An 18,959-nucleotide genomic window follows, 5' to 3' on the forward strand; every position below is an offset into this window, starting at 1 on the left:
GCGATGATCCCCGAGTTCGGCCACCTCGCCCTGATCCTCGCGTTCTGCGTCGCGCTCGCGCAGGGCGTCGTCCCGCTCTGGGGCGCGGCACGACGCGACGCGGCGCTGATGGCGTTCGCGCGCCCCGCCGCGCTCGTGCAGTTCGCGCTGGTAGCCATCGCGTTCGGCTGCCTCGCGGCGAGCTTCCTCGCGTCGGATTTCTCGGTCGCGAACGTCGCGCAGAACTCGTTCTCGGCGTTGCCGCCCCGCTACAAGTTCGCGGCGACCTGGGGCTCGCACGAGGGCTCGCTGCTGCTGTGGACGCTGATGCTCGGAGGCTGGTCCGCGGCGGTCGCGCTGCGCTCGCGCAACCTGCCCGCCCCGATGCTCGCGCGCGTGCTGGGCGTGATGGGTCTGGTCGCGGTCGGCTTCCTCGCGTTCCTGCTCCTCACCTCGAACCCGTTCGAGCGCCTCGTGCCGCCCGCACCGGAAGGACGTGACCTCAATCCGCTGCTGCAGGATCCGGGGATGGTCGTGCATCCGCCGCTCCTCTACATGGGCTACGTCGGCTTCTCGGTCGCGTTCGCCTTCGCGATCGCGGCGCTCCTCGGCGGGCGCCTCGACGCGACCTGGGCGCGGTGGTCGCGACCGTGGACCACGGTCGCGTGGTGCTTCCTCACGCTCGGCATCATGCTCGGCAGCGCGTGGGCCTACTACGAGTTGGGCTGGGGCGGCTGGTGGTTCTGGGACCCGGTCGAGAACGCGTCGTTCATGCCCTGGCTCGTCGGGACCGCGCTCATCCACTCGCTCGCGGTCACCGAGAAGCGCGGCACGTTCCGCAACTGGACCGTGCTGCTCGCGATCCTCGCGTTCTCGCTCTCGCTCATCGGCACGTTCCTCGTGCGCTCCGGCGTGCTGACCTCGGTCCACGCTTTCGCGACCGATCCGGCGCGCGGCGTGTTCGTGCTCGGCTTCCTCGTGGTCGTGATCGGCGGCTCGCTCGTGCTCTACGCGGCGCGCGCGGGGGCGGTCGGCGGCGGTGCGCCGTTCGATCCGGTGTCGCGCGAATCGATGCTGCTCGCGAACAACATCCTCCTCGTCGTGGCGATGGCGAGCGTGCTGCTGGGCACCCTCTACCCGCTCGCGCTCGACGCGCTCAACGCGGGCAAGATCTCGGTCGGCCCGCCCTACTTCGAGGCGGTGTTCGTCCCGCTGATGGCGCCGCTCGTGTTCCTGATGGGCGTCGGGCCGCTCGCCGGCTGGCGCAGCGCGAGCCTCCTCGCGCTGTGGACGCGCCTGCGCGTCGCGCTCGCCGCTTCGACCGTCGCGGCGCTGCTCCTGCCCTTCGCGATGGGCCGCTGGTCGGCGGGCGTCGCGTTCGGACTGTTCCTCGCGCTGTGGGTGGTCGCGGCGACCGCGGCACTCGTGGCAGGGCGCCTGCGCGGCTCTCCGCAGGCGACGCTCGCCGCGAAGCTCCGCGCGAACTCGGCCTCGTGGTACGGCATGCTGGCAGCGCACCTCGGCGTGGCCGTGTTCATCGTCGGCGTGACGCTGGTGAACGCCTACGAGGTCGAGCGCGACGTGCGCCTCGACCTGGGCGAGTCGGTCGAGGTCGGCGGCCATGCGTTCGCGTTCAAGGGCGTCGCTCCGCGCCCGGGCCCGAACTACCAGTCGCTGGTCGGCACGATCGAGGTCCGCCGCGCCGGCGTCCTCGTCGACACGCTCCATCCGGAGAAGCGCGTCTACGCGGCGTCCGGCCAGTCGATGACCGAGGCGGCGATCCGCACGCGCGTCACCGGCGATCTGTACGTGTCGCTCGGCGAGCCGGTGGGCGCCTCGGGCGTCGACGGTGCGTGGGGCGTACGCATCTACGTGAAGCCGTTCGTCGACTGGATCTGGGCCGGCTGCCTGCTGATGGCGCTCGGCGGCTTCCTCGCGGTGAGCGACCGTCGCTACCGGATCGCCGTCCGCGCGAAGGCCCAGGCGACCTTCGCGGCGGCGCGCGCATGAGGAGACGCCGTCGATGAAGTGGCGCTTCGCGGTCCCGCTCGCGATCTTCGCCGCGATCGTCGCGTTCCTGTTCGTCGGCCTGTTCCGCGATCCGCGCGAGGTGCCCTCGCCGTTGGTCGGGAAGCCCGCGCCGGCGTTCGCGCTCGCCGACCTGCACGACCCCTCGCGCAGGATCGCGACCGCCGACTTCCGCGGCCAGGTGTGGCTCCTGAACGTCTGGGCCTCGTGGTGCGTCTCCTGCCGCGTCGAGCACCCGCTGCTCGTCGAACTCGCGAACTCCAAGGCGGTGCCGATCGTCGGATTGAACTACAAGGACAAGACCGACGAGGGCCTCGCCTGGCTCGCGCGACACGGTGATCCGTACACGCTGTCGGTCGTCGACGCCGACGGCCGCGTGGGCATCGACTGGGGCGTCTACGGCGTGCCCGAGACCTTCGTCGTCGACAAGGCGGGCGTGATCCGCCACAAGCACATCGGGCCGGTCACCTCCGAGGCGCTGCAGCAGACCATCCTGCCGCTCGTGCGCAAGCTGCAGCAATCGTGACCACCTCCGGTCTCGTCCGCTTCGTGTTGCCGCTCGCGTTCGCGTGCGCCGCGTCCGTGGCGGCGCAGACGGGCGACGCCGCGCTCGACGCGCGGCTGAAGCACCTCGAGACCGAACTGCGCTGCCTCGTCTGCCAGAACCAGACGCTCGCCGAGTCGAATGCTCCGCTCGCGGAGGATCTGCGGCGCGAAGTGCGCGAACTCGCGACCTCGGGCCGCTCGGACGACGAGATCCGCGCGTTCCTCGTCGCGCGCTACGGCGACTTCGTGCTCTACCAGCCCCCGGTCAAGCCGGCGACCTGGCTCCTGTGGTTCGGCCCGTTCCTGCTCCTCGCGGGCGGCGGGGCGGCGTGGTTCCTGATCGTGCGCAGGCGTCGCGCTGCCGCCAGCGCGGAGGCCCCTCTGTCGCAGGACGCGGCTGACCGCGCGCGGGCGCTGCTCGACGACGCGCCGCGCACCTGACGCGACGGAACGCGTCGCATCACAGCGACCGGCCGCATTTCCAGCAGAAGTCGAAGGTCGCCGGATTGTCCTCGCCGCAGTGCGCGCAGCGCAGGCTGCCCGCGCGGGCGCGCTCCGCGTCGAACGCCGCGAGCACGTCCTTCGCGCGCGCGTAGTCCTCGTCGTCGACCCACACCTGCGGCCCGGCGACGTCGGGCGGGACGTCGCCCACGATCGACGACATGTGCTGGTTGAAGACGTGCGCCTCGATGTCCGCGTGCAGCAGCCGGTCGCGCAGGAGCCACGCATCGACCCGGCTGTGGGCGCTGTAGAGCCGCTTCACGTCCGCGCCGGCCTCCAGTCCGCGAGCGCCGCGACCAATCGCCGCAGAAGGGCCTGCAGCGTCGACGCGCGCGAAGGATCGAAGCGGTACGGCGGCGCCTCGTCCATGTAGGCTGCCTGCGCCATCTCGAGTTGCAGCGCGTGCACGCCCTCGCGCGGGCGTCCGTAGCGGCGCGTGACGAAGCCGCCCTTGAAGCGCCCGTTCACGACCGAGCTGAAGCCGCGCTCGCCGGCGAGGAGTCCGGCCGCGAGCGCCTGGACCGAGGGATCGGCGCTCGCGCCGTCGGCGGTCCCGAGGTTGAGGTCGGGGAGGCGGCCCGAGAAGAAGCGCGGCACCTCCGCCCGGATCGAGTGGCCATCGAGCAGCACCGCATGACCGTGGATCGCGCGCACGCGGTCGATCTCCGCGTGCAGGGCCTCGTGGTACGGCGTGAAGTAGCCTTCGATGCGGGCGGCGACCTCGGCGGCGTCGGGCACCTCGCCATCGCGCCAGATCGGGGCGTTGGCGAAGGTGCGCGTCGGCACGAGTTCCGTGTTGTCCGCGCCCGCATAGAGCGCGACGCCGCCCGGGTCGCGGTTGAGGTCGACGACGTAGCGCGAGTGCGTCGCCACGAGCAGAGTCGCGCCGGTCTCGCGCGCGAACGCGTAGAGCTTCTCGACGTGCCAGTCGGTGTCGGGCAGCGTTCGCGCCTCCGCCGTCATGCGCGCTGCGATCGCGTCGGGCACGTCGGTGCCCGCGTGCGGCACGTCGATCACGAGCGGCGATTCGCCGCGCGCGAGCCGCCACAGACTCACGATACCCCCGCGAAGTGCGGCACGCCCGCACGAAGCGTCCCGACGCAGGGATTGCCGCCGAAGCGCCAGGCGAGTTCGGCCGGCTCGCCCACCGCGTACACCGCGACGTCGGCGCGCATGCCGACCCGCAGCCGTCCGCGGTCGGCGAGCCCGAGCGCGCGCGCGGCGACGTGCGTCATGCCGCGCATCGCCTCGAGCGGCGTCAGGCGGAACAGCGTGCAGGCCATGTTCAGCATCAGCAGCGGCGAGGTCGTGGGCGAGGTGCCCGGGTTGCAGTCGGTCGCGACCGCCATCGGCACGCCCGCGCTCCGCAGCGCGTCGATCGGCGGCAGCCGCGTCTCCCTCAACGCATAGTACGCCCCGGGCAGCAGCACCGCGACGGTGCCGGAGGCGGCCATCGCCGCGATGCCGCGCGGCGAGAGCCATTCGAGGTGGTCGGCCGACAGCGCGCGAAACTCCGCCGCGAGCGCCGCGCCGTCCTGGTCGGAGAGCTGTTCGGCGTGGAGCTTGACCGGCAATCCCGCCGCGCGGGCCGCGACGAAGACACGCCGCGTCTGGTCGCGCGTGAAGCCGATCCGTTCGCAGAACGCATCGACCGCGTCGGCGAGTCCGGAGCGCGCCGCCGCAGGCACGATGTCCGCGCACACGACATCGATCCACGCATCGGCGCGCCCCGCGAACTCCGGCGGAACGGCGTGCGCGGCGAGGAGCGTCGTGCGCACGTCGACACCGAGTTCGGCGGAGAGCCTCCGCGCGACCTCGAGCTGCTTCAGCTCCGCGTCGCGTTCGAGGCCGTAGCCGGACTTGATCTCGACGGTGGTGGCGCCCTCGGCGGCGAGGGCCACGAGGCGTGGCCGGCTCGCGTCGGCGAGTTCGCCCGCTCCCGCCGCGCGTGTCGCGCGCACCGTCGACAGGATGCCGCCCCCCGAACGGGCGATCTCCTCGTAGGTCGCGCCGGCGAGGCGTCGCTCGAACTCGCCCGCGCGATTGCCGGCGTAGACGAGGTGGGTGTGGCAATCGACGAGTCCGGGTATCGCCCACGCGCCGTCGAACGCGAGGCGCCGCGCCGCCGGAAGGTTCGGAAGGTCGACCCGCGGCCCGAGCCAGGCGATCGTGTCGCCGACGACGCCGATCGCGGCGTCGCGCACGATGCCCCAGCCCTCGCCGTCGAGCGTCGCGAGATGCACGCCGGACAGCACGACATCGAAACGGGACGGCGCGTTCATGCCGCCGCATCCGGGAAACGCCCCATCGCCGCGCGAAACCGCGACCACACGGCCTCCTCATCGCGATGGCGGCCGTCGCGCACGATCCAGGAGCCGCTCGCCATCGTGTGGCGCACCGGCGCGCGGCAGGGCCCGAAGATCGCCGCATCGAGGATCGTGTCCCCGTGCCCGGCGAGCGCGGGTTCCTCCGCGTCGAGCACGACGAGGTCGGCCATCGCGCCCGGCTCGATGGCGCCGGTGCGCCGCCCGCACGCCTGCGCGCCGCCACGCGCCGCCGCGAGCCACATCGACGCACCGACCGAGTCTCCCGCGCCATGGCGCATCAGGTTGCGGCGGCGCCACGCGAGGCGCTGCGAATACTCGAACTGCCGCAGTTCGGCGAACGGATCGACGATCGTGTTCGAGTCGCTTCCGACGCCCCATCGGCCGTGGGCAGCGGCGAAGGCGACGCCCGGAAACGTGCCGTCGCCCAGGTCCGCCTCGGTCGTCGGGGCGAGTCCGGCGACCGCTCCGCTCGACGCGAGCGAGGTGGTCTCGGCATCGACCATGTGCGTCGCGTGCACGAGGCACCAGCGCTCGTCCACCGCGCAATGGTCGAGCAGCCACGCGACCGGACGCTGCCCCGACCACGCGAGGCAGTCGTCCACCTCGGCGGTCTGTTCGGCGACGTGGATGTGCACCGGCGAACGGAGCGGGGCCGCCGCGACCGCGCGGCCGAGTTGGTCCGGCGCGACCGCGCGCAGGCTGTGCGGCGCGACGCCCAGGACCGCACCGCGCGCTTGCGCGAGCGGCACCAGCGCATCGACGAGCGCGGCGTACTCGTCGACCGACATCACGAACCGCCGCTGTGCCGACGACGGCGGCGCCGCGCCGAATCCGCCGTGCGCGTAGTACACCGGCAGGAGCGTCAGCGGCGTCCCGGCGGTGAGCGCCGCCGCGAGCGCGCGCCGCGACATCTCGGCGCGATCCGCGTAGGGCCGCCCTTTCGCGTCGTGGTGCACGTAGTGGAACTCGGCGACCGCGCCGTAGCCCGCTTTCGCCATCTCGACGTAGACCTGGGCGGCGATCGCCTCGAAACGGTCCGGGTCGAGGTGGTCGAGGAACGCGTAGAGCGCGCGCCGCCAGGTCCAGAAACTGTCGTCGCCGTCCGTGTTCGATCGCCCGGTGAGGCCGGCCACGCCGCGCTGGAACGCGTGAGAGTGCAGGTTCGGCATCGCCGGCACGAGCGGCCCGCCGGCGTCCTCCGCGCCGTCGCGCGCGGCGCCGGATCGAACCTCGACGATCGCCCCGTCGGCACCGATGACGACGGTCACGTCGCGCGCCCAGCCTTGCGGCAGCAGCGCGCGATCGGCATGAATCCGCCGTGTCATGTCACCTTCACGCTGCAGACGCGAGCGACGCGACGATCGCCACGGCGCCGCGCTCGAGCGGATTCACGTGCAATGCCGCCTCGGGATCGCGAGCGTCGACGACGAAGGCGCACCCTTCGGCGAGGGGCACCGGCGCCCGGCCCGCGAGCAGGCACTCGCTCTTTCCGCGCACCGAGTAGCAGACGCATGAACGCCATGCCCCCGCGATGGCGCTCGCGCCCCCCGCCACCACGACCTCGCCGCGCGCCTCGCCACGGCGAACCATCAGGTTGAACGCGCGGGCGGATCCGCCGACCAGCCGGCAGGAGGAGGGACGATCGCCGGAGAACCGATACGGATCGTGCAGCGCGGTCAGCGTGACTTCAGCGCCATCGTGGACCAGGACGACGCCGTCGCCGTCGAGCAGCACGAAGGTCCGGTCGATCCCCGGCCAGGCCGAGAACACGCTGTCCCGGTCGAGGTTCGCGATCGACACGCGCCCGGCGAACGCATCGCCACCGGCGTCCGCCGGCCAGGTGACGATCTCGGCCGTGGTGCCACCGCCGTTGCGCCAGGGCACGCGCCGGAAGTCGTGCGGGGAAAGCAGGCGGAAGCTCGTCATCGTGGACCCGGCCGGGCGCTGCTGCCGGGCGCGCGGGACGGCGCATTGTATGCCATCGCGACGAGCGACCTTCGTCCGTTGACAGCCGCGAAGCGCCTCGCCAAGATGCTCGTTTCCCCGCCTGCCCCGGAGCCTTCCGCCATGCGCCGCCTCGCCGTCACGCTCACCGTCCTGGCCTTCGCCGCCGCCCAGCCCGTGTCCGCGCAGGACACCAAGGTGGCGATCGGACTGTCCGGCTGGACCGGATTCGCGCCCCTCACGCTCGCCAGGGAAGCCGGACTCTTCAAGAAGCACGGGCTCGACGTCTCGCTGAAGAAGATCCCGCAGAAGGACCGTCATCTCGCGATCGCGTCCGGCGACATCCAGTGCGCCGCGACGACGGTCGAGACCTGGATCGTGTGGAACGCCAACGGCGTGCCGACCACGCAGATCTTCCAGATGGACAAGAGCTACGGCGCCGACGGCATGGCGGTGCGCAACAACGTCCAGAAGATCGCCGAACTCAAGGGCAAGACCGTCGCGGCGTCGGCGCCCGGCACCGCGCCGTACTTCACGCTCGCCTGGTTCCTCAAGAAGAACGGGCTGTCGGTGAAGGACGTGACGGTGGTCAACCTGGAACCCGGCCCCGCCGCACAGGCGTTCGTCGCCGGCCAGAACGACGCGGCGATGACCTACGAGCCGTACCTCTCGACCGTCCGGTCCAACCCGCAGGCCGGCAGGATCATCGCGACGACGCTCGACTACCCGATGATCATGGACACCTTCGGCTGCACGCCGAAGTTCCTCGCGGAGAACCCGAAAGCGGCGCGCGCGCTCGCGGACGGCTACTTCGACGCCGTCGAGATGATCCGGAACGACCCGAAGCGCAGCTTCGAGATCATGGGCGCGGACGTGAAGCAGTCCGGCGAGCAGTTCGAGGCGTCGCAGAAGTACCTGCGCTGGCAGGACCGCGCGGCGAACAAGGCGTTCTTCGCCGGTCCCCACCAGCAGTTCTCGAAGGAGGCCGCCGACCTCCTGCTCGAGATCGGCATCATCAAGGCGATCCCCGATCTCTCGAAGCTCGCCGACACCCGGTTCATCCAGTAGGTCGGCCTTCAGGCCGACATTCGTGTCCCGCCGCCGTCGGGCTGAAGCCCGACCCACCCCATCCCGTGGGTCGGCCTTCAGGCCGACGTTCGAGGCCCCGCGCTATCGGGCGGACGCCCGCGCCACGGCGTCATGAAGCCGCTCGTTCCCGTTGGCCGGACGCGCAAGGTCGCGCTCGGCATCGCGTTCTTCGTGCTGTTCGTCGCGGCCTGGAGCGTCGCGACCTTCGGCGGCTTCGTGTCGAAGACCTTCCTCGCCGACCCGATCACGATGCTCGAGGAAGGCTGGACGCTGTTCGCGAAGCACGGCTTCGCGGCCGACGTCGGCATCACCGTCTGGCGTGTGCTCGGCGGCTTCGTGCTGGCCGCGCTCGCCGGCGTGCCGCTCGGCATCGCGATGGGCGCCTACAAGCCGGTCGAGGCGTTCTTCGAGCCGTTCGTGTCGTTCGCGCGCTACCTGCCCGCCTCGGCGTTCATTCCGCTGCTCATCCTGTGGGCCGGCATCGGCGAGACGCAGAAGCTCATGGTGATCTTCCTCGGTGTCTTCTTCCAGATCGTGCTGATGGTCGCGGTCACCGTCGGCTCGACGCGCCGGGACCTCGTCGAGGCCGCCTACACGCTCGGCGCGGGATCGACCGGCATCGTCCGCCGTGTGCTGCTGCCCTCCGCCGCGCCGCAGATCGCGGAGACGCTTCGCCTCGTGCTCGGATGGGCGTGGACCTACGTGATCGTCGCCGAACTGATCGGCGCGTCGTCGGGCATCGGGCACATGATCACCGACAGCCAGGCGCTGCTCAACACCGGCCAGATCATCTTCGGCATCATCATGATCGGACTCATCGGTCTCGTCTCGGACTTCGCGTTCAAGGCCGCGAACCAGAAGCTCTTCCCCTGGAGCCTCGCGTAGGACGTCGATGAGCAAGCTCGTCATCGATGCCGTCGGACGCACGTTCCCGGGCGTGCGCGGCGGCGCCGCGACGGTCGCGCTGACGCCGATCTCGCTCGATGTCGCGGACAACGACTTCATCACCATCCTCGGCCCGTCGGGCTGCGGCAAGTCGACGCTGCTGCGGATCGTCGCCGGACTCGACCGCCCGACGACCGGCCGCGTGCTCCTCGATGACGTCGAAGTGACCGGCCCGGGCGCCGACCGCGGCATGGTGTTCCAGAGCTACACGCTCTTTCCCTGGCTCACCGTCGAGGAGAACGTGCGCTTCGGCCTGAACGAGAAGGGCCTGCCCGCCTCCGAGCAGGCGTCGATCGCCGCCCACTGGATCCACAAGGTGGGCCTCGACGGCTTCGCCCGCCACTACCCGAAGATGCTGTCGGGCGGGATGCAGCAGCGGACCGCGATCGCGCGCGCGCTCGCGAACGCGCCGAAGATCCTGCTGCTCGACGAGCCGTTCGGCGCGCTCGACCACCAGACGCGCGGCCTGATGCAGGAGCTGCTCCTCGCGATCTGGGAGAGCGAGAAGACGACCGTGCTGTTCGTCACGCACGACATCGAGGAGGCGATCTTCATGGCGAGCCGCGTCGTCGTGATGAGCGCGCGCCCCGGCCGCATCAAGGCCGACGTCGCGGTGCCGCTCGCGCACCCGCGCCACTACACGGTGAAGACGACGCCGTCGTTCTCCTCGCTCAAGGCGCGGCTCACCGAGGAGATCCGCGCCGAGGCGCTGAAGGTCGAAGGCGCCGCGTTCGCCGGTGATTGACCTCCGCCGCGGTGACGCAACCTCGGACCGCGCGGCGATCGTCGCGACGATGCGCTTCTCCCCTCGATGATCGCGCGCGGCCGCGCCGCGGCGCCTCAGTAGCGCCCGCCGGCTTGCTGCCAGCGCCACGCGTCGGCGCAGATGGTCTCGAGATCGCGCGTCGCGCGCCACCCGAGCTGCGTTTCCGCGCGCGAGGGGTCGGCGTAGATGCACGCGACGTCGCCGGGGCGCCGCGCCGCGAACATCCGGGCGATGCGCCGCCCGCACGCGCGCTCGAAGGCGTGCGCCACCTGCAGCACCGACCAGCCGCGCCCCATGCCGAGGTTGAACGTCGCGGCGCCCGGGGCGGTCGCGAGGTGGGCCAGCGCGGCGACATGCCCTTCGGCGAGGTCCTGCACGTGCAGGTAGTCGCGCACGCAGGTTCCGTCCTCCGTGGGCCAGTCGCTGCCGAACACCCGGAGCTCGCCGATCTCGCCGGCTGCGATCCGGCACAGGAGCGGCACGAGGTTCTGCGGGCGGGCGGCGGGAGCCTCGCCGATGCGCGCGGAGGGATGCGCCCCGGCCGGATTGAAATAGCGCAGGATCCCGATGCGCCAGTTCGCGTTGGCGCGCGCGAGGTCGCGCAGGAAGTCCTCGGCGGACCGTTTCGTGCGGCCGTACACGCTGTGCGGCTTGAGCGGGGCGTCCTCGGGGACCGGAAGCACGTCCGGCTGCCCGTAGACGGTCGCCGAACTGGAGTAGACGAGTCGCGCGACGCCCGCCTCGCCCATCACCTCGGCGAGCGCGACCGTGCCGCCGACGTTGACGTCCCAATACGCGAGCGGCCGTTCCTCGCCTTCCGCGACCGCCTTGAGTCCCGCGCAGTGGACGACGCCGGAGATGGCGTGGTCGTGGAAGATCCGGCGCAGCGCCTCGGTGTCGCGCACGTCCGCTTCGATCACCTCGACCGGGCGACCGCACAGCTCCGAAAGCCGCGGGACGACCGACCGCGAGCTGTTGACGAAGGTGTCGATGACGAGCGGCTCGACGCCGGACCGGGCGAGCGCGACGACGACGTGCGACCCGATGAACCCCGCTCCTCCCGTCACGAGGATCTTTCCGTCCATGGGGCCGCATCGTACACGACGCGGCCCGGCGCATCCGCAGGCCCGGATGCGCGAAGGCCGGGCGCGCGGCCCGGCCTTCGCTCGTGCGACGCGGCGGCGTTACTCCGCCTTCGCGTCCTCGCCCGCTTCGGCCGCCAGCGGCCGGTCGACGAGCTCGACGAGCGCCATCGGCGCGTTGTCGCCCTGGCGGAAGCCGAACTTCAGGATCCGCAGGTAGCCGCCCGGACGAGCCTTGTAGCGCGGGCCCAGCTCGGCGAAGAGCTTGGTCACGACGCCGCGGTCGCGCAGCCGGTCGAACGCGAGGCGGCGGTTCGCGAGCGTCGGCTCCTTCGACAGCGTGATCAGCGGCTCGGCGACCTTGCGCAGCTCCTTGGCCTTCGGGAGCGTGGTCTTGATCGCCTCGTGGGTGAAGAGCGAGTTGGTCATGTTCCGCAGCATCGCGACGCGATGGCTGCTGGTGCGGTTGAGCTTGCGTTGTCCGTGGCGGTGACGCATGGTTTCGGCCCTTCAGCGTGACGGCGCCGATTCGCACGGCGCTCGGTTCTTCTTCTTTGCTTGTTCGGGGTTACGGACGGTCGAGTCCGGCCGGCGGCCAGTTCTCGAGTTTCATGCCGAGGGAGAGCCCGCGCGAGGCGAGCACTTCCTTGATCTCGTTCAGCGACTTGCGGCCGAGGTTCGGCGTCTTGAGGAGCTCGGTTTCGGTGCGCTGGATCAGGTCCCCGATGTAGTAGATGTTCTCGGCCTTGAGACAGTTGGCCGAGCGCACCGTGAGTTCGAGGTCGTCGACCGGACGCAGCAAGAGCGGATCGACCTGCGGCGAGCTGCGCTCCGCCACCGGGACATCCGTGCCCTTCAAGTCGGCGAACACCGACAGTTGCTCGACCAGCACGCTCGCCGCGTAGCGGACCGCCTGCTCCGGCTCGACCACGCCGTTGGTCTCGATGTCCAGCACGAGCTTGTCGAGGTCGGTGCGCTGCTCGACCCGCGCGCTCTCCACGGCGTAGCTGACGCGGCGGACCGGCGAGAACGACGCGTCGAGCAGGATCGAACCGATCGAACGGCCGCCTTCCGGCTTCACGCGCGAGGTCGCCGGCTGATAGCCGCGGCCCTTGTCGACCCGGATCTCCATCTCGAGCTTGCCGCCCGCCGTCAGGTGGGCGATCACGTGTTCGGGGTTGATGATCTCGACGTCGTGGTTCGGCTCGATGTCGGCCGCCGTCACGGCGCCCTCGTCCGACTTGGCGAGCTTCAGCACGACGTGGTCGCGGTTGTGCAGCTTCAGCACGACACCCTTCAGGTTGAGGAGGATGTCGACGACGTCTTCCTGCACGCCGTCGAGCGCCGAGTACTCGTGCAGCACGCCCGAGATGCGGACCTCGGTCGGAGCGTATCCCGGCATCGACGACAGCAGGACACGGCGCAGCGCATTGCCGAGCGTGTGGCCGTAGCCGCGCTCGAACGGTTCCATCACGACCTTCGCGTGGAACGGAGACATGCTCTGGACATCGATGATGCGCGGCTTGAGGAGAACGTTGCTTTGCATTCGGAATCCTCGTGAAAGAGGAAAAACGCGTCGCCCGGCGTCGGTCGCGTCGCCACGACGCGGCGCGACCGGACCTGCACCGGGCCTTTACTTGCTGTACAACTCGACGACGAGGCTCTCGTTGATGTCCTGGCCGAACTCGGAGCGGTCGGGCGCGCCCTTGAACGTGCCCTGCAGCTTCTTCGGATCGACGTCGACCCATGCCGGGAAACCCACCTTCTCGGCGAGCTGCAGCGAATCGGTGATCCGGAGCTGCGCCTTCGCCTTCTCGGCGACCGACACGACGTCGCCGGTACGGCACAGCGCCGACGGGACGTTCACGCGCTTGCCGTTCACGAGGATCGCGCCATGCGTCACGAGCTGTCGCGCCTCCGCGCGGGTCGAGCCGTAACCCATCCGGTAGACGACGTTGTCGAGCCGCGACTCGAGGAGCTTCAGCAGGTTCTCGCCGGTCGAGCCCTTGCGGCGGGCCGCCTCGACGAAGTAACGGCGGAACTGGCGCTCGAGCAGTCCGTAGATGCGGCGGAGCTTCTGCTTCTCGCGAAGCTGGTTGCCGTAGTCGGACATGCGCATGCCCGACTTCTGCCCGTGCTGGCCGGGCTTCATCTCGAGCTTGCACTTGGAGTCGAGCGATCGACGCGCGCTCTTCAGGAAGAGATCGGTTCCCTCCCGTCGCGCCAGCTTGCACTTGGGTCCGGTATATCTGGCCACAGTCGCTATCCAGTGATCGAAGGTTGGGGAATCAGACGCGGCGCCGCTTCGGCGGCCTGCAGCCGTTGTGCGGCACCGGGGTCACGTCGGAGATCGACGCGATCTTGAATCCGAGCGCGTTCAGCGCCCGGACCGCCGACTCGCGACCCGGGCCCGGCCCCTTGATGCGGACCTCGAGGTTCCGGACGCCGCACTCCTGCGCCGCGCGGCCGGCGGCCTCGGCCGCGACCTGCGCCGCGAACGGGGTCGATTTCCGCGAGCCCTTGAATCCGGCGCCGCCGGAGGTGGCCCAGGAGAGCACGTTGCCCTGACGGTCGGTGATCGTGATGATCGTGTTGTTGAAGGACGCGTGGATGTGCGCGATGCCCTCGGAGACGTTCTTCTTGACCTTCTTCCGGGCGCGCGCCGCCATGGCGGCCTTCTGGGACGGTTGCTGTGCCATCGTCGGGGTTCCTGTTTATTTCGCCGGCGCTGCCTTCGACAGCGCGACGGTGCGGCCCTTCTTCGGACCCTTGCGGGTGCGCGCGTTGGTCCGCGTGCGCTGGCCGCGCACCGGCAGTCCCTTGCGATGGCGCACGCCGCGGTAGCAGCCGAGGTCCATCAACCGCTTGATGTTCATCGTCGTCTCGCGGCGGAGGTCTCCCTCGACCGCGAACCGGCCGACCTGTTCGCGCAGCTTGTCCATCTGCGTGTCGTTCAGGTCCTTGATCTTGGTCGACGGCACCACGCCGGCGGCCGCGACGATCGCCTTCGCGCGCGCCGGGCCGATGCCGTAGATCGCCTGCAGCGCGATCACCGCGTGCTGGTGGTTGGGGATGTTGACGCCCGCGATACGAGCCATCGCTTCGCTCCTGCTCTATTCAGTTGTCAGTTGACAGTTGTCAGTTGACAGTGGATTCAGCCCTGCCGCTGCTTGTGGCGCGGTTCCGTGCAGATCACGCGCACCACGCCGTGGCGCTTGATGATCTTGCAGTTGCGACACATCTTCTTCACGCTCGCCAGTACCTTCATCTCGCTCTCCTCGCCGCCGTCCCGCCGCGCCTTCGACGGCGCGCCACCGGTATCGCCGATGCTACTGTCAACTGACAACTGTCAACTGACTGCTGAATCACTTCGCCCTGAACGTGATCCGCGCGCGCGACAGGTCGTAGGGCGTCATCTCCACCGTGACCTTGTCGCCGGGCAGGATCTTGATGTAGTGCATCCGCATCTTCCCGGAGATGTGGCCCAGCACCACGTGTCCATTCTCGAGTTTCACGCGGAAGGTGGCGTTCGGCAGCATCTCCACCACCTCCCCCTGCATCTGGATCGTGTCTTCCTTGGCCATCAGCGGCTCGGGACTCCGCCCTTGAAGTTCGCCTTCTTGAGCAGGCTCTCGTACTGCTGCGACATCATGTAGGCCTGCACCTGCGTCATGAAGTCCATCGTGACGACCACGATGATCAGGAGCGACGTGCCTCCGAAGTAGAACGGCACGTTCTTCCAGGCGATCAGGAAGTTCGGGATGAAGCACACGATCACGAGGTAGAGCGAGCCGATGAGCGTCAGGCGCATCGTGATCTTCTCGATGTACTTCGCGGTCTGCTCGCCCGGCCGGTAGCCCGGGATGAACGCGCCGCTCTTCTTCAGGTTGTCCGCCGTCTCCTTCGGGTTGTACTGCAACCCGGTGTAGAAGAAGCAGAAGAAGATGATCGCCGCCGCGTACAGGATCTCGTGGACCGGCTGGCCGGGGCTCAGCACCGCGGCCACGTCGCGCAGCCAGATCGTCCCTTCCCCGGTGCCGAACCACTGCGCCAGCGTGGCCGGGAACAGGATGATCGACGACGCGAAGATCGGCGGGATCACCCCGGCCATGTTGAGCTTGAGCGGCAGGTGCGAACTCTGGCCCTGGTAGACGCGGTTGCCGACCTGGCGCTTGGCGTAGTTGACCAGGATCTTGCGCTGCGCCCGCTCGACGTACACGACGAACGCGGTGACGAGCACCACCAGCGCGGCGATGCCCAGCACCAGCGGGATCGAGTACGCGCCGGTCCGCGCCTGCTCGAGCGTCAGCCCGATCGCGTTGGGGAGCCCCGCGGCGATGCCCGCGAAGATGATGAGCGAAATGCCGTTGCCCAGCCCGCGCTCCGTGATCTGCTCGCCGAGCCACATCAGGAACATCGTGCCGGTGACGAGCGTGACGGCCGAAATCACCCGGAACCCCAGTCCCGGGTCGAGCACGAGGCCCGCCTGCGATTCGAGCGCGAGCGAGATGCCGAGCGCCTGGAAGAACGACAGCCCGAGCGTCCCGTAGCGCGTGTACTGCGTGATCTTGCGCCGGCCCGCCTCCCCTTCCTTCCGCAAGGCCTCGAGCGACGGGACGACCACCGTGCAGAGCTGCATGATGATCGACGCCGAGATGTACGGCATGATCCCGAGCGCGAAGATCGAGAAGCGCGACAGCGCACCCCCGGAGAAGACGTTGAACAGGCCGAGGATGCCGTCCTGCTGCGAGCGGAACAGGTCCTCGAGCACCTGCGCATTGATGCCCGGCACCGGAATGTGCGTCCCGATCCGGTAGACGACCATCGCCCCGAGCAGGAACCACAGCCGCCGCTTGAGATCGGCGTACCGCGAGCCGCCCTTCAGCGCAGGATTGACCGTCGTCGCCACGTCGTCGCTCGTCCCGCCCGGCCTATTCGACGCTGCCGCCGGCGGCTTCGATCGCCGCCCGGGCACCCTTGGTCACCAGCACGCCCGAGAGCTTCACCGCCTTCTCGAGCTTGCCCGTCCGGATCACCTTCGCCGCCTTCGCGGTCGCCGGGACGATGCCCGCCGCCTTGAGCGCGAGGAGGTCGATGTCGGCTACCGGCAGCCGCGCGAGTTCGGACAGCCTCACCTCGGCGGTGTCGTCGCGCGACATCGACACGAAGCCGCGCTTCGGCAGGCGCCGCTGCAGCGGCATCTGGCCGCCCTCGAACCCGACCTTGTGGAAGCCGCCCGAGCGGGACGACTGCCCCTTGTGGCCGCGGCCGGCGGTCTTGCCCGAGCCCGAGCCGATCCCCCGCGCCACGCGCTTGCGCGGCTTGTTGCTGCCCGCCGCCGGCTTGATCGTGTTGAGACGCATGCTTCGCTCCGCTCGCTCGTCCTACCCCGTGATCTTCACGAGGTAGCTCACCTTGTTCACCATGCCGCGCACCGACGGCGTGTCCTCGACCTCGACCGTGTGGTTGGTCCACTTGAGGCCCAGCCCCCGCACGGTGGCGCGATGGTCGGCGCGCGTGCGCGGCGTGGCGCGCACCAGCGTGACCTTCATCGTCTTCTTCGCGCTCATCCTCACGCCTCCAGGATCTCTTCGACCGTCTTGCCTCGCTTCGCGGCGATGTCGGCCGGGGAGCTGATCGACTCGAGCGCGTTCAGCGTCGCGCGCACCACGTTGTACGGGTTGGTGGGCCCATGGCACTTGGCGAGCACGTTGGTGACGCCCACGACGTCGCACACGGCGCGCATCGCACCCCCGGCGATCACGCCGGTGCCGTCGGAAGCCGGCTGCATGTAGACGCGCGTCGAGCCGTGGCGGCCCTCGACCGCGTGGTGCAGCGTGCCCTTGCGAAGCCGCACCTTCACCATGTTGCGGCGGGCCTGCTCCATCGCCTTCTGCACCGCGACCGGAACCTCCTTCGCCTTGCCCTTGCCCATGCCGACGCGGCCGTCACCGTCGCCGACCACGGTCAGCGCCGCGAAGCCCATGATGCGTCCGCCCTTCACGACCTTCGTGACGCGGTTGATGCTGATCATCTTCTCCCGCAGGCCGTCGCCGCGGTCGTCCGCCTGCTGCTGCCTGGGAGCGTTGCTGCGTGGGTTCGCCATGGATTCTCGTTCCTAGAACTTGAGGCCGCCTTCGCGCGCCGCCTCGGCGAGCGCCTTGACGCGCCCGTGGAAGCGATAGCCCGAGCGGTCGAACGCGACCTGTTCGATGCCGAGCGCCTTCGCGCGCTCCGCGATTTTCCTGCCGACCACCGTCGCGGCCGCCGTGTTGCCGCCGTTCGCGAGGTCCTTGCGCACCTCGCCCTCGAGCGTCGAGGCGCTCGCGAGCACGTGCGCGCCGTCCGGCGCCACGATCTGCGCGTAGATGTGCGCGTTCGACCGGCTGACGACGAGCCGCGTCGCGCCCTGGAGGGCGATGCGGATCCGCGTCTGGCGCGCGCGGCGGATGCGGGCCTGCTTCTTGTTCATCGTGGCACCTCGAGACGGTCTCTACTTCTTCTTCGTTTCCTTGAGCACGACGCGCTCGTCCGCGTAGCGCACGCCCTTCCCCTTGTACGGCTCGGGCGGGCGATAGGCGCGGATCTCCGCGGCGACCTGGCCGACCTGCTGGCGGTCGATGCCCTTGACCACGATGTCGGTCTGGGCCGGGGTCTCCGCCTTCACGCCCTTCGGCAGCACGTGCACCACCGGATGCGAGAAGCCGAGCGACAGGTTGAGCTTGTCGCCCGCGGCCTGCGCCCGGAAGCCGACGCCGACCAGCGTCAGCTTCTTCTCGAAGCCCTGCGAGACGCCGCGGACCATGTTGGCGAGGAGGGCGCGCGTCGTGCCGTGCAGCGCCCGCGATTCGGGGCCCGCCGCCTTGCAGACGATCGAGCCGCCTTCCTTCTGCACCGTGACGCCGGCCGCGACGCGGCGCGACAGCGAGCCCAGCGGACCCTTCACGGTGATCTCGTCGCCGGCGATGGTCACCTCGACCTTCGCGGGCAGCGCAATGGGTTGATTGCCGATGCGGGACATGGGGGCTCCGTTACGCGACGATGCAGAGGACTTCGCCTCCGACGCCATCGGCCCGCGCCTTGCGGTCGGTCATCACGCCGCGCGAGGTAGACACGATCGCGATGCCGAGCCCGTTCATCACGCGCGGCATCTCGTCCTTGCCGCGGTAGACGCGGAGCCCCGGCGAACTCACGCGCTCGATGCGCTCGATCACCGGACGGCCGGCGTGGTAGCGCAGCGCGATCTCGAGGACCGGCTTGGCGTCCTCGCCGCCGAGCTTGAAGCCGTCGATGTAGCCCTCGTCCTTGAGGACCTTCGCGATCGCGACCTTGACCTTGGACGAGGGCATCTCGACCGTGGCCCGCTCGATCATCTGCGCGTTGCGGATGCGCGTCAGCATGTCGGCGATGGGATCAGTCATGCTCATGCTTCACCTCGTGCATCCGTTACCAGCTGGCCTTGACGACGCCGGGCACCTCGCCGCGCATGATGTAGTCGCGCAGCTTGCTGCGGCCGAGGCCGAACTTCGAGTAGACGCCGCGCGGGCGGCCCGTGAGCGAGCAGCGGCTGCGCACGCGCGTCGGGTTGGCGTTGCGCGGCAGTTGCTGCAGCTTCAGGCGCGCCGCGTAGCGGTCCTCGTCGGAGGCGCGGGCGTTGTCGACGATCGCCTCGAGGGCGGCCCGCCGCTTCGCGTACTTCGCGACCAGCTTCTTGCGCTTCTCGTTGCGGTTGATCACAGCCAGCTTGGCCAT

General features: G+C 70.0%; 27 protein-coding genes. 6 read left to right on the forward strand and 21 right to left on the reverse strand.

Annotation, left to right across the window (positions count from 1 at the left end):
- The first annotated feature begins 3 nt into the window (after positions 1-3).
- From HS109_15085 to HS109_15095, 3 genes are read left to right on the forward strand one after another with little or no spacing between them, the layout of a single operon-like run.
- The gene (locus HS109_15085) at positions 4-1,989 is read left to right on the forward strand and encodes a heme lyase CcmF/NrfE family subunit (GenBank protein MBE7523691.1); all 1,986 of its coding nucleotides are present in this window, start codon (positions 4-6) and stop codon (positions 1,987-1,989) included.
- Positions 1,990-2,002: 13 nt separating this feature from the next.
- The gene (locus HS109_15090) at positions 2,003-2,533 is read left to right on the forward strand and encodes a DsbE family thiol:disulfide interchange protein (protein MBE7523692.1); all 531 of its coding nucleotides are present in this window, start codon (positions 2,003-2,005) and stop codon (positions 2,531-2,533) included.
- 23 nt (positions 2,534-2,556) lie between these two features.
- Positions 2,557-2,994, forward strand: a complete 438-nt coding sequence (locus HS109_15095) for a cytochrome c-type biogenesis protein CcmH (GenBank protein ID MBE7523693.1) — start codon at positions 2,557-2,559, stop codon at positions 2,992-2,994.
- A 19-nt stretch (positions 2,995-3,013) separates the two neighbouring features.
- Here HS109_15095 and HS109_15100 read toward each other — a convergent pair whose 3' ends face one another.
- Genes HS109_15100 through HS109_15120 form a run of 5 tightly spaced genes read right to left on the reverse strand, consistent with a single transcriptional unit; the run spans position 3,014 to position 7,307 of the window.
- Positions 3,014-3,316, reverse strand: coding sequence for a DUF2007 domain-containing protein (locus tag HS109_15100; GenBank protein ID MBE7523694.1), 303 nt, complete (start codon positions 3,314-3,316; stop codon positions 3,014-3,016).
- Positions 3,313-4,113: an N-formylglutamate deformylase gene (gene hutG, locus HS109_15105; protein MBE7523695.1), complete on the reverse strand. Its 801-nt coding sequence runs from the start codon at positions 4,111-4,113 to the stop codon at positions 3,313-3,315. Before hutG ends, HS109_15100 begins: the two co-directional genes overlap by 4 nt.
- Positions 4,107-5,336, reverse strand: a complete 1,230-nt coding sequence (locus tag HS109_15110; GenBank protein MBE7523696.1) for an imidazolonepropionase — start codon at positions 5,334-5,336, stop codon at positions 4,107-4,109. Before HS109_15110 ends, hutG begins: the two co-directional genes overlap by 7 nt.
- A complete protein-coding gene (locus HS109_15115; GenBank protein MBE7523697.1) occupies positions 5,333-6,706 on the reverse strand; it encodes a formimidoylglutamate deiminase in 1,374 nt (457 codons plus the stop codon). The genes HS109_15110 and HS109_15115 overlap by 4 nt, the downstream gene beginning before the upstream one ends.
- A 7-nt stretch (positions 6,707-6,713) precedes the next feature.
- Positions 6,714-7,307 (reverse strand): HutD family protein, encoded by a 594-nt coding sequence (locus tag HS109_15120; protein ID MBE7523698.1) that lies wholly within the window; start codon positions 7,305-7,307, stop codon positions 6,714-6,716.
- Positions 7,308-7,448: 141 nt separating this feature from the next.
- Between HS109_15120 and HS109_15125 the strand changes: the two genes are divergently transcribed.
- From HS109_15125 to HS109_15135, 3 genes are all read left to right on the forward strand, one after another.
- Entirely contained in the window at positions 7,449-8,393 is a 945-nt protein-coding gene (locus tag HS109_15125; GenBank protein ID MBE7523699.1) for an ABC transporter substrate-binding protein, read from the forward strand.
- A 132-nt stretch (positions 8,394-8,525) separates the two neighbouring features.
- The gene (locus tag HS109_15130) at positions 8,526-9,299 is read left to right on the forward strand and encodes an ABC transporter permease (protein MBE7523700.1); all 774 of its coding nucleotides are present in this window, start codon (positions 8,526-8,528) and stop codon (positions 9,297-9,299) included.
- A 7-nt stretch (positions 9,300-9,306) separates the two neighbouring features.
- The gene (locus tag HS109_15135) at positions 9,307-10,104 is read left to right on the forward strand and encodes an ABC transporter ATP-binding protein (protein MBE7523701.1); all 798 of its coding nucleotides are present in this window, start codon (positions 9,307-9,309) and stop codon (positions 10,102-10,104) included.
- 95 nt (positions 10,105-10,199) lie between these two features.
- Here the strand turns inward: HS109_15135 and galE are convergent, their stop codons facing one another.
- From galE to rpsN, 16 genes are all read right to left on the reverse strand, one after another.
- Positions 10,200-11,210 carry a UDP-glucose 4-epimerase GalE gene (gene galE / locus HS109_15140; protein ID MBE7523702.1) on the reverse strand — a complete coding sequence of 337 codons (1,011 nt, stop codon included), beginning with the start codon at positions 11,208-11,210 and terminating at the stop codon, positions 10,200-10,202.
- Positions 11,211-11,309: 99 nt separating this feature from the next.
- Positions 11,310-11,705 (reverse strand): 50S ribosomal protein L17, encoded by a 396-nt coding sequence (gene rplQ / locus HS109_15145; GenBank protein MBE7523703.1) that lies wholly within the window; start codon positions 11,703-11,705, stop codon positions 11,310-11,312.
- A gap of 70 nt (positions 11,706-11,775) precedes the next feature.
- The gene (gene rpoA, locus HS109_15150; GenBank protein ID MBE7523704.1) at positions 11,776-12,753 is read right to left on the reverse strand and encodes a DNA-directed RNA polymerase subunit alpha; all 978 of its coding nucleotides are present in this window, start codon (positions 12,751-12,753) and stop codon (positions 11,776-11,778) included.
- An 87-nt stretch (positions 12,754-12,840) separates the two neighbouring features.
- The gene (gene rpsD / locus HS109_15155) at positions 12,841-13,464 is read right to left on the reverse strand and encodes a 30S ribosomal protein S4 (protein ID MBE7523705.1); all 624 of its coding nucleotides are present in this window, start codon (positions 13,462-13,464) and stop codon (positions 12,841-12,843) included.
- Between the two features lie 31 nt (positions 13,465-13,495).
- Positions 13,496-13,906, reverse strand: coding sequence for a 30S ribosomal protein S11 (gene rpsK / locus HS109_15160; GenBank protein MBE7523706.1), 411 nt, complete (start codon positions 13,904-13,906; stop codon positions 13,496-13,498).
- Positions 13,907-13,921: 15 nt separating this feature from the next.
- Entirely contained in the window at positions 13,922-14,305 is a 384-nt protein-coding gene (gene rpsM, locus HS109_15165; protein ID MBE7523707.1) for a 30S ribosomal protein S13, read from the reverse strand.
- Positions 14,306-14,361: 56 nt separating this feature from the next.
- Positions 14,362-14,475: a 50S ribosomal protein L36 gene (rpmJ, locus tag HS109_15170; GenBank protein MBE7523708.1), complete on the reverse strand. Its 114-nt coding sequence runs from the start codon at positions 14,473-14,475 to the stop codon at positions 14,362-14,364.
- 97 nt (positions 14,476-14,572) lie between these two features.
- Positions 14,573-14,791: a translation initiation factor IF-1 gene (infA, locus tag HS109_15175; protein MBE7523709.1), complete on the reverse strand. Its 219-nt coding sequence runs from the start codon at positions 14,789-14,791 to the stop codon at positions 14,573-14,575.
- Positions 14,791-16,116: a preprotein translocase subunit SecY gene (gene secY / locus HS109_15180; protein MBE7523710.1), complete on the reverse strand. Its 1,326-nt coding sequence runs from the start codon at positions 16,114-16,116 to the stop codon at positions 14,791-14,793. Before secY ends, infA begins: the two co-directional genes overlap by 1 nt.
- 22 nt (positions 16,117-16,138) lie before the next feature.
- Entirely contained in the window at positions 16,139-16,570 is a 432-nt protein-coding gene (rplO, locus tag HS109_15185; GenBank protein ID MBE7523711.1) for a 50S ribosomal protein L15, read from the reverse strand.
- A gap of 21 nt (positions 16,571-16,591) precedes the next feature.
- A complete protein-coding gene (gene rpmD / locus HS109_15190; GenBank protein ID MBE7523712.1) occupies positions 16,592-16,777 on the reverse strand; it encodes a 50S ribosomal protein L30 in 186 nt (61 codons plus the stop codon).
- Between the two features lie 2 nt (positions 16,778-16,779).
- Positions 16,780-17,313, reverse strand: a complete 534-nt coding sequence (rpsE, locus tag HS109_15195; GenBank protein ID MBE7523713.1) for a 30S ribosomal protein S5 — start codon at positions 17,311-17,313, stop codon at positions 16,780-16,782.
- Positions 17,314-17,325: 12 nt separating this feature from the next.
- On the reverse strand, positions 17,326-17,679 hold the full coding sequence (rplR, locus tag HS109_15200) for a 50S ribosomal protein L18 (protein MBE7523714.1): 354 nt from the start codon (positions 17,677-17,679) through the stop codon (positions 17,326-17,328).
- Positions 17,680-17,700: 21 nt separating this feature from the next.
- Complete coding sequence (rplF, locus tag HS109_15205; GenBank protein ID MBE7523715.1) at positions 17,701-18,228, reverse strand: 50S ribosomal protein L6; 528 nt, start codon at positions 18,226-18,228, stop codon at positions 17,701-17,703.
- 10 nt (positions 18,229-18,238) lie between these two features.
- The gene (rpsH, locus tag HS109_15210) at positions 18,239-18,634 is read right to left on the reverse strand and encodes a 30S ribosomal protein S8 (GenBank protein ID MBE7523716.1); all 396 of its coding nucleotides are present in this window, start codon (positions 18,632-18,634) and stop codon (positions 18,239-18,241) included.
- Between the two features lie 19 nt (positions 18,635-18,653).
- Positions 18,654-18,959, reverse strand: coding sequence for a 30S ribosomal protein S14 (gene rpsN / locus HS109_15215; protein ID MBE7523717.1), 306 nt, complete (start codon positions 18,957-18,959; stop codon positions 18,654-18,656).

The organism is Burkholderiales bacterium (assembly GCA_015075645.1).
Classification (GTDB): Bacteria; Pseudomonadota; Gammaproteobacteria; order Burkholderiales; family Casimicrobiaceae; genus VBCG01.

What these genes read in the sequence shown, in the direction of transcription:
- rpmD (MBE7523712.1), bottom strand. Translation starts at nt 16,777, where the DNA reads ATGAGCGCGAAGAAGACGATGAAGGTCACGCTGGTGCGCGCCACGCCG.
- rplQ (MBE7523703.1), bottom strand. Translation starts at nt 11,705, where the DNA reads ATGCGTCACCGCCACGGACAACGCAAGCTCAACCGCACCAGCAGCCAT.
- rpsM (MBE7523707.1), bottom strand. Translation starts at nt 14,305, where the DNA reads ATGGCTCGTATCGCGGGCGTCAACATCCCCAACCACCAGCACGCGGTG.
- HS109_15110 (MBE7523696.1), bottom strand. Translation starts at nt 5,336, where the DNA reads ATGAACGCGCCGTCCCGTTTCGATGTCGTGCTGTCCGGCGTGCATCTC.
- rpsE (MBE7523713.1), bottom strand. Translation starts at nt 17,313, where the DNA reads ATGGCGAACCCACGCAGCAACGCTCCCAGGCAGCAGCAGGCGGACGAC.
- HS109_15130 (MBE7523700.1), top strand. Translation starts at nt 8,526, where the DNA reads ATGAAGCCGCTCGTTCCCGTTGGCCGGACGCGCAAGGTCGCGCTCGGC.
- rpmJ (MBE7523708.1), bottom strand. Translation starts at nt 14,475, where the DNA reads ATGAAGGTACTGGCGAGCGTGAAGAAGATGTGTCGCAACTGCAAGATC.
- rpoA (MBE7523704.1), bottom strand. Translation starts at nt 12,753, where the DNA reads ATGCAAAGCAACGTTCTCCTCAAGCCGCGCATCATCGATGTCCAGAGC.
- rpsN (MBE7523717.1), bottom strand. Translation starts at nt 18,959, where the DNA reads ATGGCCAAGCTGGCTGTGATCAACCGCAACGAGAAGCGCAAGAAGCTG.
- rplO (MBE7523711.1), bottom strand. Translation starts at nt 16,570, where the DNA reads ATGCGTCTCAACACGATCAAGCCGGCGGCGGGCAGCAACAAGCCGCGC.
- rpsK (MBE7523706.1), bottom strand. Translation starts at nt 13,906, where the DNA reads ATGGCACAGCAACCGTCCCAGAAGGCCGCCATGGCGGCGCGCGCCCGG.
- HS109_15085 (MBE7523691.1), top strand. Translation starts at nt 4, where the DNA reads ATGATCCCCGAGTTCGGCCACCTCGCCCTGATCCTCGCGTTCTGCGTC.
- galE (MBE7523702.1), bottom strand. Translation starts at nt 11,210, where the DNA reads ATGGACGGAAAGATCCTCGTGACGGGAGGAGCGGGGTTCATCGGGTCG.
- HS109_15115 (MBE7523697.1), bottom strand. Translation starts at nt 6,706, where the DNA reads ATGACACGGCGGATTCATGCCGATCGCGCGCTGCTGCCGCAAGGCTGG.
- HS109_15120 (MBE7523698.1), bottom strand. Translation starts at nt 7,307, where the DNA reads ATGACGAGCTTCCGCCTGCTTTCCCCGCACGACTTCCGGCGCGTGCCC.
- rplF (MBE7523715.1), bottom strand. Translation starts at nt 18,228, where the DNA reads ATGTCCCGCATCGGCAATCAACCCATTGCGCTGCCCGCGAAGGTCGAG.
- HS109_15135 (MBE7523701.1), top strand. Translation starts at nt 9,307, where the DNA reads ATGAGCAAGCTCGTCATCGATGCCGTCGGACGCACGTTCCCGGGCGTG.
- rplR (MBE7523714.1), bottom strand. Translation starts at nt 17,679, where the DNA reads ATGAACAAGAAGCAGGCCCGCATCCGCCGCGCGCGCCAGACGCGGATC.
- infA (MBE7523709.1), bottom strand. Translation starts at nt 14,791, where the DNA reads ATGGCCAAGGAAGACACGATCCAGATGCAGGGGGAGGTGGTGGAGATG.
- rpsH (MBE7523716.1), bottom strand. Translation starts at nt 18,634, where the DNA reads ATGAGCATGACTGATCCCATCGCCGACATGCTGACGCGCATCCGCAAC.
- HS109_15125 (MBE7523699.1), top strand. Translation starts at nt 7,449, where the DNA reads ATGCGCCGCCTCGCCGTCACGCTCACCGTCCTGGCCTTCGCCGCCGCC.
- HS109_15090 (MBE7523692.1), top strand. Translation starts at nt 2,003, where the DNA reads ATGAAGTGGCGCTTCGCGGTCCCGCTCGCGATCTTCGCCGCGATCGTC.